14 protein-coding genes are annotated in these 12,689 nt (G+C 28.7%); 10 read left to right on the top strand and 4 right to left on the bottom strand.

Annotation, left to right across the window (positions count from 1 at the left end; all coding sequences use genetic code 11):
* Positions 1-182 precede the first annotated feature (182 nt).
* Genes FVE74_RS07375 through trpS form a run of 3 tightly spaced genes read right to left on the bottom strand, consistent with a single transcriptional unit; the run spans position 183 to position 1,840 of the window.
* The gene (locus FVE74_RS07375; RefSeq protein WP_147003951.1) at positions 183-458 is read right to left on the bottom strand and encodes a helix-turn-helix domain-containing protein; all 276 of its coding nucleotides are present in this window, start codon (positions 456-458) and stop codon (positions 183-185) included.
* Positions 451-810: a type II toxin-antitoxin system RelE/ParE family toxin gene (locus FVE74_RS07370; protein ID WP_147003950.1), complete on the bottom strand. Its 360-nt coding sequence runs from the start codon at positions 808-810 to the stop codon at positions 451-453. Before FVE74_RS07370 ends, FVE74_RS07375 begins: the two co-directional genes overlap by 8 nt.
* Before the next feature lie 55 nt (positions 811-865).
* Positions 866-1,840, bottom strand: a complete 975-nt coding sequence (trpS, locus tag FVE74_RS07365) for a tryptophan--tRNA ligase (RefSeq protein ID WP_147003949.1) — start codon at positions 1,838-1,840, stop codon at positions 866-868.
* Between the two features lie 212 nt (positions 1,841-2,052).
* Between trpS and FVE74_RS07360 the strand changes: the two genes are divergently transcribed.
* Complete coding sequence (locus tag FVE74_RS07360) at positions 2,053-2,682, top strand: EndoU domain-containing protein (RefSeq protein ID WP_147003948.1); 630 nt, start codon at positions 2,053-2,055, stop codon at positions 2,680-2,682.
* 28 nt (positions 2,683-2,710) lie between these two features.
* Positions 2,711-3,148, top strand: a complete 438-nt coding sequence (locus FVE74_RS07355; protein WP_147003947.1) for a hypothetical protein — start codon at positions 2,711-2,713, stop codon at positions 3,146-3,148.
* A 236-nt stretch (positions 3,149-3,384) separates the two neighbouring features.
* Here FVE74_RS07355 and fabV read toward each other — a convergent pair whose 3' ends face one another.
* Positions 3,385-4,578, bottom strand: a complete 1,194-nt coding sequence (gene fabV / locus FVE74_RS07350) for an enoyl-ACP reductase FabV (protein WP_147003946.1) — start codon at positions 4,576-4,578, stop codon at positions 3,385-3,387.
* A gap of 238 nt (positions 4,579-4,816) precedes the next feature.
* On the opposite strand from fabV, the gene FVE74_RS07345 reads away from it, so the two are divergent.
* The 8 genes from FVE74_RS07345 to FVE74_RS07310 all read left to right on the top strand — a co-directional run bounded on the left by FVE74_RS07345 (position 4,817) and on the right by FVE74_RS07310 (position 12,677).
* Positions 4,817-5,641, top strand: coding sequence for an SDR family NAD(P)-dependent oxidoreductase (locus FVE74_RS07345; RefSeq protein ID WP_172617461.1), 825 nt, complete (start codon positions 4,817-4,819; stop codon positions 5,639-5,641).
* A 114-nt stretch (positions 5,642-5,755) separates the two neighbouring features.
* Positions 5,756-6,181: a hypothetical protein gene (locus FVE74_RS07340; protein ID WP_147003944.1), complete on the top strand. Its 426-nt coding sequence runs from the start codon at positions 5,756-5,758 to the stop codon at positions 6,179-6,181.
* Positions 6,182-6,298: 117 nt separating this feature from the next.
* On the top strand, positions 6,299-7,204 hold the full coding sequence (locus tag FVE74_RS07335) for a CorA family divalent cation transporter (RefSeq protein WP_147003943.1): 906 nt from the start codon (positions 6,299-6,301) through the stop codon (positions 7,202-7,204).
* A 208-nt stretch (positions 7,205-7,412) separates the two neighbouring features.
* Complete coding sequence (locus FVE74_RS07330) at positions 7,413-8,624, top strand: ATP-binding protein (protein WP_147003942.1); 1,212 nt, start codon at positions 7,413-7,415, stop codon at positions 8,622-8,624.
* 180 nt (positions 8,625-8,804) lie between these two features.
* Positions 8,805-9,905, top strand: coding sequence for an RNA-guided endonuclease TnpB family protein (locus FVE74_RS07325; RefSeq protein WP_147003941.1), 1,101 nt, complete (start codon positions 8,805-8,807; stop codon positions 9,903-9,905).
* A gap of 285 nt (positions 9,906-10,190) precedes the next feature.
* Positions 10,191-10,856 carry a deoxyribose-phosphate aldolase gene (deoC, locus tag FVE74_RS07320; RefSeq protein WP_147004583.1) on the top strand — a complete coding sequence of 222 codons (666 nt, stop codon included), beginning with the start codon at positions 10,191-10,193 and terminating at the stop codon, positions 10,854-10,856.
* 119 nt (positions 10,857-10,975) lie between these two features.
* Positions 10,976-11,797, top strand: coding sequence for an SH3 domain-containing protein (locus FVE74_RS07315; protein WP_147003940.1), 822 nt, complete (start codon positions 10,976-10,978; stop codon positions 11,795-11,797).
* A 166-nt stretch (positions 11,798-11,963) separates the two neighbouring features.
* Positions 11,964-12,677: a DNA-3-methyladenine glycosylase gene (locus FVE74_RS07310; RefSeq protein WP_147003939.1), complete on the top strand. Its 714-nt coding sequence runs from the start codon at positions 11,964-11,966 to the stop codon at positions 12,675-12,677.
* Positions 12,678-12,689 lie beyond the last annotated feature (12 nt).

The raw sequence follows: 12,689 nt of genomic DNA, 5'->3' as shown, positions 1-12,689 counted from the left end.
ATCATATAAAGAATTATACTCAAACCTATTTAAAATCAAACTACTAAAATTGTATAAATGTAAGTAGCCATAATTTTTGAGTTTAGTTTTAAAGCAGTTTTACTATATTATAGAAATTAAAATAATTTTACAATAAAAAAGAATTTAGTAACTTAAACTAAATTCTTTAATTTTTTTTAAATTTATTCAAATGAAATTACTAATTTTTTACCAAATGCAGCAGCCAGTTTTTTTAATGTTTTCAATGAAGGATTGGCATTTCCATTTTCTATTTTGCTTATATCTCCTTGCGTTATCCCAGTTAAGTCTGACAATTCCTTTTGTGTGATATTTTTATCTTTTCTTGCTTCAATAATTTCTTTTATAATTTGAAATTCTGCTTCAAGACTTTCATATTCTTTTCTAAACTCTTCATCTTTTAATTGCTCGTTTAAGGAATCTCTAAAATATCTACTCATATTTCTCACCCCTTTTCATATATTCTGAACGAAATTTTTTAGCTTTATTTATCTCTGACTTTGGTGTTTTTTGAGTTTTTTTTATAAATCCATTAGTTAAAATAATCTTTTTATTTACTACAAAAAAATATAAAACTCTCCCAATATTATTCCCTTGTCGTACCCTTACTTCATAAATACCATCTCCTAAAAACTTGGAATAAGGTTCTCTAATATTGTTTCCAGCTGTTTCTAGTACAGCTAATGTACGATATAATCTAGACTTCATTTTTAAGTCTTGAGATAAAATAAACTCTTCTGCTGGATAAGTTCCATCAGATTTTTCAAAAAATTCTACAATAAATTTACTCATATTTTCCCCTCCCTTTTATATTTTATATGATATAACATATATTGTCAAGAATTTTTTAATAATTTTTCTTCAAAAGACCAACTACATCCCTAACTTCATCCATCTTGGCAGTTGCAATACTTCTAGCCTTAACTGCACCTTCATGTAAAATTTCATAAACATAATCCATATTATTTTCCAGCTCTTCACGTTTTTTCTGGAATGGTGCGAAATAATCCATGAATTTGTCAAATAATTCATTTTTGGCATGTCCATATCCAAAGTTTCCTGCTCTGAATTTTTCTTTCAATGCCTCTACTTCTGCTTCTGTTGCAAAAAGGGCATATAATTTTGTAATGTTATTGTCAGGATCTTTTGGCTCTTCTAAAGGCGTTGAATCTGTTACAATGCTCATAATCTGTTTTTTCAATGCTTTTTTTGAACCAAACATATTTATTACGTTTCCATAGGATTTACTCATTTTATCGCCATCTGTTCCTGGCACAGTTGCTACGTTTTCAACGATTTTTTCCTTTGGTAATTTAAAAATTTCCTTTCCGTAAGTTTCATTAAATTTAATGGCAATATCACGAGTTATTTCCACGTGCTGCTTTTGATCTTTCCCAACAGGCACAATATCAGGTGAGTACATTAAAATATCAGCCGCCATAAGTATTGGATAAGTAAATAGTCCTACATTTGGCTTAATTCCTTTTGCGATTTTATCTTTATAAGAATGAGCTCTTTCCAATAGCCCCATTGGAGAAATATTTGATAAAATCCAAGATAATTCTGTATGTTCAGGCACATCTGACTGTAAAAATAATGTGGATTTTTTAGGATCTAGACCCAAAGCCAAATAATCTAAAATTACGTTTATTGTGTTAGATTTTAAATCTTCCCCTTTTGGCGAAGATGTCAGAGCGTGATAATTTGCTAAAAAATAGAAACCTTCATATTCATCCTGCAATTTCACAAATTGCTTAATTGCTCCAAAATAATTCCCAATATGTAAAATACCGCTGGGTTGAATACCAGACAAACTTCTCATAAAAACCTCCATAATTTGTTTAAATATTTTTATTCTAAAACTTAATTAATTTAATTTTAAAAAAGTTAAAATATGTTTTAATAATATGTCAATATTATATCACTAAAAAAATTTTTTGTAAAACATTAAAATATAGTTCATTCTATTGATTTTAAAATATAACTTTGATATAATATGCTCAAATTGAGATATGAAAAGGAGAAGTTTATAAAATGAACAGAAATAGATTAACAAAAATATTGTTGCTTATTGTTATTGTACTATTTGGGCTTGGAAAAATGTATTTTGGAAGAAACAGTAATAAAATAAAAAATGATTTTTCAAAAGGATTTGTTGCACAAGATGAAAAAAGCAGCAAATTTGCCAAATGGGAAAATAATAAAAAAAATGAGAATAAGAAAAATAGTGCTGAAAAACAATATAAAAGTGCTGAAAAATTAGAAAATAAAAAATATAAAATTGATTATGAACATGTGATTGGCGGAGATGAAAATTCGCAAGGGAAAGTTACGGGAGGACATTCGCTTTTACGTGGAGATGTCAGAATTGTGAAAAAAATTGGGAGTCCAGCGAAAAATGGAGTATATCGGGCAAGCATTGAAGTAAAGAAAAAAGATGGAACTTGGCAAGCAAAAACATCTAATGGTGGAGTAAATACGATGTTTCCAGAAAATTGGGATGAAGCTAGAATTATTGATGAAATAAATTCAGCCTGGGAAAATAGAAAAGATTTAAAGGGCAGAGATAGCAATATGTGGCAAGGGATCAGCAAAAGCGGAGTTTTAATTCGAGGTTATAAAAGTCCTAGAATAACTGCTTATCCTGTTTATGAAAATCGTTAAAAATTAGATTAAAGAAAGGAAAGGCATAATGATTATAAAATTTGGCTATTATGATGATGAAGATTTTGGGCTGACTGCATTTCCAGAAATAAGATTTTCTGAAATGGAAATAGAAAAAAATAAGAAAAAAAATAGATCTTTGGAAAAAAAGAAAAAAGAATATACAAAATATTTAATAACTGGAATAATGGAAGATTTTCCAGATACAGAAATAATTGACATCCTATTGCCTAAATTGGAACAAGTTGAAAGTGGGGAATTACGGAAAACTATTTGGGATGGTCAGGCTTTTCAGCATAAAATTAATAAGAATAAAGTGGAATTTGAGCATACAATTTTTGGGATTTGTGAGGAATATCCGCTGTGGAGCTGTAAGTTTGAGGAGTATAAAAAAGTTTTGGAAAGCTGGAAAAGGTTTTTGGGGATGGAATTCGATTTAAAAAGTGAAATTGTGGTGGAGATTTAATAAAAAATCTTTATTACAATTTAAAAATTTTATGGTATAATATATTTACTAAGAGGAAAACCTCGTAGAGTATAAATTGTGATTAAAAAAAATAGCGATGGAAAGACTAGATTTTTCTAGTCTTTTTTGTTACGTTAAAAAAAATAAAAAAGACTATCAAAAGAATTAAATTTTTTCTAAAAGATAGTCTAATTATTTTATTTATTTCTGAATTATATTTTATCAAGTTGTTAAAATTAAGGTCTTAATTTTGCCAATTCTTCTAAATCAAGATCAGCATCGTAATCTACGTTGTCAAAGTCAAATCCGTTTAATTGCATGAATTCTTCCCTTGCTCCATCGTAATCACTTATTTCCTTAAAGTTTTCTGGAGTTACTTTGTCCCAAAGTGTTTCTACTTCAGCTTGAACGTCTTCACGCATTTCCCAGTTATCTGGACGTAATCTTCTTTCATCATCAATTACTGGATGATTTCCATAAACCATTTGAGTTAATAATCTATGTTTTTGCTGAATTGTACCTTCGTGAATACCTTTTTCCTTCATTACTTTATAAAGCAATGCCGCATATAATGGGAAAATAGGGATAACTGCACTTGCTTTTGTCATTAATGCCTTACTTAATGAAACATAAGCCTCTCCATTGTATTTTTCCTTCAAAAAGTCATTTAAAATATCAGAAGTATGTTCCAAATCTCTTTTTGCCGCTCCAATTGTACCTTCCTTGTAAATTCCGTAAGTTACTTTTGGACCTAAATATGAGTAAGCAACTGTTTTAAAGCCTTCAGAAAGAACGCCACCTTTATCAAGTGCTTCAATCCATAATTTCCAGTCTTCTCCACCCATAACTTTTACAGTACTTTTAATTTCTTCTGGAGTTGCAACACCCATTGTTGTTTCTTCCATAGTTTCCTTTTCAAAATTGATAGTTGGGCCTGTAATTTCTTTTGTAGTAGATTTTAATGCTGAACGGTAAGTTACGCCATCAATAGGATCAGTTCTAACTCCGCTTGCTAAACTGTAAATTAACAAATCAATTTTTCCACCAAATTCTTCTTTAATAAATTTTATTACATCATCTTTCATTTCAAATGAAAAAGCATCACCAATGAAATTCTTATATTTTAATCCTTCCTTTTCAGCAGCTTCATCAAATGCAATTGTGTTCCACCATCCAGCAGATCCAGTTCTTTTCCCTTCTATACCTTTTTCAAATGCCACTCCAATAGTTTCAGCTCCAGCACCAAAAGCAAGGGAAATTCTTGTTGCAAGTCCATATCCAGAAGAAGAACCAATAATTAGTACTTTTTTTGGACCTTCATACTTATCTTGAGATTTTACATAATCAATTTGTCTTTTTACAAATTCCTTTGCTCCGATTGGGTGGTTTGTAAGTGCTAAACCACCTTTTAATCTAGGTTTTATAACCATTTATTTTTTCCTCCTAAAATTATTATTATATCATTTTTTATTTTTTAAAATACATATATTTAAAATGATAACATATTTTAAGCCACGTTTTCAAGAAATATTTTAAATTAAGTAAAAATAAATAACTTTGATTATCAAAATATTTTTAAAAATATTGACTAAAATAAATTATGTGGTAAACTAATAGAGAAGATAAGAAACACCAAAAAAATTTAAAAATAATATGGAGATGAGTAAAATGGGAATGACTATTGATTTTACAGGAAAAACAGTTTTAGTGACAGGAGCAGCAAAAGGTTTAGGAAAAGATATGGCATTACTTTTTGCATCTTGTGGAGCAAATGTTCATATTGGTGATTTTAATACAGAAGAAGCTGAAAAAACAGTTGCTGAACTTAAAAATTTTGGAGTAAAAGCAGATTTCACAAAATGTGATGTTTCAAATGAAGAAGAAGTTCAAAAAATGGTAGAAGATGCAAAAGCGTTAGGAAACGGGAAATTAGATGCGGTAGTAAATGCAGCTGGAGTAATTTCTATACAAGACTTGCTTTATACAAATGCAAAAGAAATGCAAAGAGTACTGAATATTAATGTTGTAGGATCTGCATTAGTTTTGAAACATTCTTTGGAAATTATGATGAAGCAAAAATCTGGAAATATAATACTGGTGTCATCAATTGCTGGTAGAGAAGGAATGGATATGCTGCAAATTTACTGTGCTTCAAAAGCAGGAGTTACTTCATTGGTACAAAGTGGAGCAAGAAGAGGAGCACCGTATAATGTCCGTGTAAACGGTATCTTGCCAGGAATTATCCGTACATCAATGTGGGAAGAAATATTAGATGGAATGTCACATAACTGGGATCCTAACAATAAAGAAGAAGTATCACCAGAAGTTCGTGAAGAATTGTGGAAAAAATCTGTAGAATCACTAATACCTTTAGGTCATGCTCAAAGTGGAAAAGACATAGCATATGCAACTGCTTTTTTAGCTTCTGATTTTGCAAAGGAAATCACAAGTGAATGCTTGTCAATTGATGGTGGAACTACTGTTGGAAGATAGGAAACTTTATAAATAGTAAATTTTATAGAATAGCACAAGGAAATCCAGAATTAAAAATATGTGATGAATTGTGCTATTTTTAAATTGGAAAAATATAAAAAGGAGAAGTAAAAATTGGACGATAAAAAATTAATGATTTTGGAAGAAAAATTAAAAAATGAGTTGTCAGAAGATAAAATAAATTATATAAACAAATATAAATTAAAATTAAATGATAAAAGGCAATGGATGACGACTAAAAATAATGTTCCTGAAAGAGTCTATTTTTCGCATAATTTTATCTTAAAGAATACGATGTTAGAAGTTATTTTTAGAAAATATCAACTATGTTATGCGAAATTAAAATACTTTAGGGAAAATCTTGATAAATTTTCATATTTTAAATATGATCCAAAATTAGGATTTATTGAAACAGAATTTTGGGACATTGAGTTCTTTTATCATAAAAAATCTGGGAAATATATTGACTTGAGATATTTGCAACAAATAACAGAGATAGAGATATTTTTAGAATTTGTGAATTGGCTGGAGAATTTATAGTGGAGGAGAGTTATTCAGAAATTAGAAAAAATATTTTGAAAAATTGAAATAGATCCCATTTTTTGATATAATTTATTCACAAAGTAAAAATTTTAGGAATAATCAAGGAAGGTTGCTATGATAAAAAGAATAGATACAAAAAGTGGGAAAACAATTTCGTATGTATATAATTTGAAAGATGAAGATTATAAAATCGTGTCTGAAAGATTGGAGATGGATGAAGAAAAGATAAAAAATGTAATTGATGAAGAAACTTTTACTCCAAGAATTTCAAAATCAGACTGGGAAATTTATAAGTTGTATTATCCGACTGTGAAGAAACCTTTGATAGATAAAGAGGTTACATCTTACGAGATTAATCCAATTGTAATTTGTATGAGGGAGGATAAGGTTGTCATTTTAGATGATGACTATTTTGAAGATTTTTATGATTTTGTTGAAGAATATGCTGAATTGAGAGATGATGTTCTTGAGGAAAATCGTTTTTTTCTAAATATGCTTCATAAAATTTCTCAAAGTTTGTATAAACATGTACGACTTTTGATTGGTGAGCACGACAATATTGAAACAGTTTTAAGGGAACAGCAAAGCAATGAAAAATTGATTTCATTATCGGAAGTGGAGCAAGGCTTTTATGTTTATAATATTGCAATGAGAAACTTGGATTATGTTGTTGAGAATTTGAAAGAAGATGAACAATTTCAACAATATGAAGAATATATGACGAGAATTTTGCAGGAAATAAACTTTACACTTGATTTATCTTCATCATACTGTGAAATTTGTAAAACAACAAGGGAAACATACTCTTCATATATTGGAAATAATATGAATATTACAATGAAAGTTTTGGCAGCGGCGACAATACTAATCACAGTTCCAAATATGATTTTTGGATTTTATGGAATGAATGTAAAATTACCACTTCAAGACACAGGATTTTGGGCATTAGTCATAATTTTTGTGATAATGGTAGCTTTGATGGTTGTATTGTGGAAGTATTTGAAAGATAAGGTTTTGTAGAACGATATTATAATATTGTAATTTATAAATTTAATAAATTTTGAAGGATTAGTTTTTATGAAAAGTGAAGGCTAATCTTTTTTATTTTCGTATTTATTTGCTAAGTTATAACTTATAAAATTGTAAAAAATATATTTTTGTAAGTTATAACTGATAAAAATATTGATTTTTAATTTTTTGTAAGTTATAATTGAAAAGAGGTGATAAGATGTTAAAAAGAGATGAGTATATAAAACAAATAGTACCTTTTATTGATAAAGATGTGATAAAGGTTTTGACAGGAATAAGGAGAAGTGGAAAATCGGTTATGTTAAAACTTTTAATGGAGGAATTGAAAAATAGAGGAATAAATGAAAATCAGTTTATTTATATTAATTTTGAAAATTTGAAATATAGAAATCTAAAAAATTATGAGAGATTATATGATTTTATTTTAAATAAAGTTGATGATAAATATAAGAGCTACTATATTTTTTTAGATGAGATTCAAGAAGTGGAAGAATGGGAAAGATGTGTGAACTCTTTGAGGGTGGATGAAGACTTTAATTTTGATATTTATATCACAGGTTCAAATGCTAAGCTTCTTTCAGGAGAACTTTCGACATATCTGTCTGGGAGATATATTGAATTTGTTGTGTATCCGTTTTCATTTAAAGAGTTTTTTGAAATTATGAAAGAGAAAAATAAAGAAATAGATTTAAAAGAAGCATTTCAAAAATATGTAAAATTTGGAGGAATGCCATTTCTTCATAATTTGGATTATAATTTTGAAGCAAGTATGCAATATTTACAGGATTTGTATGCTTCCATTATATTAAAGGATATTACCCAGAGAAATAATATTAGAGATACAGATTTGCTTGAAAGAATAATAAATTATGTTATTATGAATATTGGAAATACATTTTCAGCGACATCAATTTCTAAATTTTTTAAAAGCGAGAATAGAAAAGTGGCAACAGAAACAATACTAAACTATATAAAGGCATGTGAAGAGGCATTTTTAGTTTACCGAGTTGCTAGAAATGATTTATTAGGAAAAAAGATACTGAATGTGAATGAAAAATATTACATAGCTGATCATGGGATAAGAGAAGCTATAATGGAAAATAATCAGAAAAATATAAATCAAGTACTGGAAAATATTGTGTATTTTGAAATGCTAAGAAGAGGATATAATATAAAAATTGGAAAGGTAGATAATCTTGAAGTAGATTTTGTCTGTAAAAAAAATGATGAAACGATATATATTCAAGTAAGTTATTTATTAGCTTCAGAAGATACAAAAGAAAGAGAATTTTCAGTTTTAGAAAATATTAAAGACAATTATCCAAAATATGTGCTGTCGATGGATGAATTTGATATGTCAAGAAATGGGATAAAGCATGTAAATTTGATAGAATTTTTAACAAAAAGATAGCAAGAAGTCGTAGGCTTTCTATAAGTGGGAGATGAATTGCTTTTTTTGTAAAAAAAATTGAAAAAAGGATACATCCATGATAAAATTTTTGTATAAAATATTGAAGAGAAATCATTAATGATAAAATCTCTAAAGAAATAATTAAAAATAATATTCAAAATCAAAAGGAGGTGTAATTTTATGAAATATAATTTGGCATTCAAGTACAGAATTTATCCAAATAAAGAGCAGGAATTGTTGATAAACAAGACTTTTGGATGTGTTCGTTTTGTTTACAATACGATTTTGTATACTGCGAATAAATTTTATGAAGAAACTGGAAAAAATAAAATAATTACACCTGCCAGTTTGAAAAGTGAAAATCAATTTTTAAAAGAAGTGGACAGTTTGGCACTTTCAAATGCTCAATTGAATGTGAGACGATCATTTACGAATTTCTTTCAAAAGAGAGCAAAGTTTCCAAGATTCAAATCTAAAAAGAATAGTGTTAAAAGTTACACGACAAATTGTGTGAACAATTCGATACGAATTGAGGAAAATAAATATTTGATTTTGCCAAAATTGAAAAAAGTTAAATTAAAATATCATAGAGAAATACCAAAGAATTATAGAATAAAGTCGGTAACATTGACAAACAGTAATGGAAATTACTATGTTTCTGTTTTGACGGAATTTGAAAAAGAAATTCAAAAAGTAGCTAGTAATAATGATAAAGTAATTGGACTTGATTTTTCAATGTCTGAGTTATTTATTAGTTCTGAAAACCAAAGGGCTGATTATCCAAGATATTTTAGGATGTTGGAAGAAAAATTGAAAAAATTACAAAAATCATTGTCAAGAAAAGTGAAATTTTCTAAAAATTGGTATAAACAAAAAATGAAAATATCAAAATTGCATGAATATATCAAAAATTGTCGAAGAGATTTTCTACATAAATTATCGAAAAAATTGTCTGAAACATATAATGCTGTGGTTGTTGAGGATTTGAATATGAGAGGGATGAGTCAGGCATTAAATTTTGGGAAAAGTGTAGGAGATAATGGATGGGGAATGTTTTTGAGAATGCTTGAGTATAAACTGATGTTTTTGGGGAAACAATTTTTGAAGATAGATAAATGGTTCCCGTCATCGAAAACTTGCAGTAAATGTGGAAATGTTAAAGAGAAATTGAAATTATCAGAAAGAAATTATAAATGTGAATGCTGTGGGATTGAAATTGATAGAGATTACAATGCAGCATTGAATATAAAAAACATTGGAAAATTGATGTTGGAATATTAGGAAAATTAAAAAAACAGGGCAGGGACTGTCCGAAGAGCTTGGTAAATATATTTGGCTAGCAAAAGCAGATACTTCCCAAGAAGCTCCCGCTTCTAAAAGCGGGAGTAGTTCACTAAAATAAGCTAACTGCAAAAATTGAATAGTTGTAAAGAATGGTATCGGTTAAAAATAATATTTTTCAGTATTTTTTGTTATATAAAATAGTGTTGCTAAAAGAAAAAAAGTTGGTATACTTATAGTAGAATAAAAACAATAAATAACAAATCAAAGAAGGGAATGGTAATGATGAAAATAAACAAATTTATTGATCACACAATTTTGAGGGCAAGTGCTACGAGAGAAGATATAAAAAAATTATGCGATGAAGCAAAAGAATACGGGTTTTACTCAGTTTGTGTAAATGGGGCGAATGTTGAATATGCTTTTAGTCAAGTTAAGGATAGTGATGTAAAGGTTGCAGCAGTAGTTGGGTTTCCTTTGGGGGCTATGGCGACGGATGTAAAGGTATTCGAGGCGAAAAAGGCGATTAAAGATGGAGCTTCAGAAATTGATATGGTTATTAATGTTGGAGCATTGAAAGATAAGGATTATGAATTGGTGGAAAACGAAATTAGAAGAATTAAGGAAGCGATTGGAAAAAATGTCTTGAAAGTGATTATTGAAACTTGCTATTTGACTGATGAGGAAAAAGTGAAGGCGTGTGAATTGGCTGTTAATGCGAATGCTGATTTTGTGAAAACTTCGACAGGTTTTGGAACTGGAGGGGCTACATTTGAAGATGTGGAACTTATGAAAAAAACAGTTGGAGATAAGGCTAAGGTTAAGGCAAGCGGTGGAGTGAGAGACTTTGAGACTGCGAAAAAATATATTGAATTGGGTGCTGAAAGATTGGGAACAAGTTCTGGAATTGCGATTGTAACTGGGGCTGAAAACAAAAGTTCTGGATATTAAATTTTGAAAAAGTATTTTTTTCTTTGAATAAAAAAATTATGATAGCAAGGGGTCAATACCCCTTGTCAAAAAATTATAATTTTTACAAATAATAAATTTTCTAAAAAAAGGTGGGAAAGATGAAAATTAAAAATTATTTATTTTTTGTATTTTTGCTATTGATTTCTGTAATTAGTTTTGGAAAAAATACTAATGCTCAAGAAATTTTATTGACTGATAACGGTGTAATTTTGAATTTAAGAGGGATTTTTAAGATGGATTGGGATAAAAGTGATCCAGATGTTCCTTGTTTTGCGACAGGATATGGTGAAATGCTATTTTATCCTGAAAATAAGGATATTGTGAATGGGAAACCGTTAGTTTTGAGGTTTAGAAATTTTGACTATAATAATCCAGATATGAATGTGGATTATGAAAAAGAAGCGTCTAAGGAAGAGAAAATTATTACTGAAACATTGAAGAAAAATTTTCCAGAAGAATATCAAAAAATGCAAAAAATTCGTAAAGGGAAATTTGAAGTTCCAGCAACAGTTAAGATAAAAAAAGTTTTGCCGTATACAGAATGTGATTTTACGACTGTTTATGCTTATGCTACAGAATTAAAGAGAGTTGATGGTGCGAAATCGAAAATTACTGAAATAAAAACGAAAAAATCGAAGGATTCTGAAGAAGAATTTTCAGATCCGAATGAACCTTTTGATTTAAAAAAATATGAAGTGAGTTCAAAGGACGGATATGCGAATTTGCGTGAAAAACTGACAACAAACTCGAAAATTATTTCAAAAATGGATAACGGAACTGTTGTGAAATATATTACAAAATATGGCGACTGGTATTATGTTTTTGATGTTGAGTATCCTGATGAAAGTAATAAACTCTCAAAAGTAAAGGAATATCGAGGTTTTATTCATAAAAGCCAGTTGAAAAAATATGTTGATTAAAAATTTGAAAATATAAGAATTTCATACAAAAATTTTATATTAAATATCATTTGAAAAATAGGAAAATATTTTATTAATTTTTTGCTAAGGAGTTTTGATCTCTCATTAAATAGAATTTATACCTAATGGGAAATAGTATGGAAATATAGAAAAAGGAAGAGAAAAAATGACTTTTGAAGAAATAGAGAAATTTTACAAGAAAGACACGATTACGGTAGCAAAGGAGTTACTTGGAAAAATTTTGATTTCAAAGAATGAAAATGAGATATTTGCTGGATACATTGTTGAAACAGAGGCGTATTTGGGTGAATTTGACAGAGCGGCTCACGGTTATGGGAAAAAACGGACTCCAAAAGTAGAAGCGTTATTTGAAAAGGCTGGAACTGTCTATATTCATTCGATACACTCTCATAAAATGTTAAATATTGTGACTTGTGAAAAAGGAAATCCGCAAAGTGTATTAATTAGAGCAATAGAGCCAATTTTGAATATTGAAAAAATGGAAGAAAATCGTGGAAAAAGTGGAATTTTAGTGAGTAATGGTCCGGGAAAATTTACAAAGGCATTTGGGATTGACGATAGATTTTACAAGACGGAAATTCAGATTGTTGAGAAAAATATGTTTGAAATTGAAAATTTTTCTAAAAAATTAGAGAATAAAAATTTTAAAATTAAATATGACATTTCTAAAATAGATGAGAAATATTTGTATCTTGATTTTGAAAATGCTAAAATTCCTAAGAAAATAGGTATTTCTGCGAGAATTGGAGTTCCGAATAAAGGTGTTTGGACTGAGAAAAAGTTGCGATTTTTTGTGGAAGGGAATAGGTTTGTTTCTGGGATGAGGAAAGCGGATATGAAAGATGATGTTTGGGAGTGAAATATTTTTATT

The organism is Leptotrichia wadei (genome assembly GCF_007990445.1).
Lineage (GTDB): Bacteria > Fusobacteriota > Fusobacteriia > Fusobacteriales > Leptotrichiaceae > Leptotrichia > Leptotrichia wadei_A.
The sequence above is the reverse complement of the archived record's forward strand: the minus strand, read 5'-3'. Positions and strand labels throughout refer to the sequence as shown.

Coding starts and splice junctions, on each gene's coding strand:
- FVE74_RS07375 (WP_147003951.1), bottom strand. CDS start 458: ATGAGTAGATATTTTAGAGATTCCTTAAACGAGCAATTAAAAGATGAA.
- FVE74_RS07370 (WP_147003950.1), bottom strand. CDS start 810: ATGAGTAAATTTATTGTAGAATTTTTTGAAAAATCTGATGGAACTTAT.
- trpS (WP_147003949.1), bottom strand. CDS start 1,840: ATGAGAAGTTTGTCTGGTATTCAACCCAGCGGTATTTTACATATTGGG.
- FVE74_RS07360 (WP_147003948.1), top strand. CDS start 2,053: ATGAACAGAAATAGATTAACAAAAATATTGTTGCTTATTGTTATTGTA.
- FVE74_RS07355 (WP_147003947.1), top strand. CDS start 2,711: ATGATTATAAAATTTGGCTATTATGATGATGAAGATTTTGGGCTGACT.
- fabV (WP_147003946.1), bottom strand. CDS start 4,578: ATGGTTATAAAACCTAGATTAAAAGGTGGTTTAGCACTTACAAACCAC.
- FVE74_RS07345 (WP_172617461.1), top strand. CDS start 4,817: ATGGGAATGACTATTGATTTTACAGGAAAAACAGTTTTAGTGACAGGA.
- FVE74_RS07335 (WP_147003943.1), top strand. CDS start 6,299: ATGATAAAAAGAATAGATACAAAAAGTGGGAAAACAATTTCGTATGTA.
- FVE74_RS07330 (WP_147003942.1), top strand. CDS start 7,413: ATGTTAAAAAGAGATGAGTATATAAAACAAATAGTACCTTTTATTGAT.
- FVE74_RS07325 (WP_147003941.1), top strand. CDS start 8,805: ATGAAATATAATTTGGCATTCAAGTACAGAATTTATCCAAATAAAGAG.
- deoC (WP_147004583.1), top strand. CDS start 10,191: ATGAAAATAAACAAATTTATTGATCACACAATTTTGAGGGCAAGTGCT.
- FVE74_RS07315 (WP_147003940.1), top strand. CDS start 10,976: ATGAAAATTAAAAATTATTTATTTTTTGTATTTTTGCTATTGATTTCT.
- FVE74_RS07310 (WP_147003939.1), top strand. CDS start 11,964: ATGACTTTTGAAGAAATAGAGAAATTTTACAAGAAAGACACGATTACG.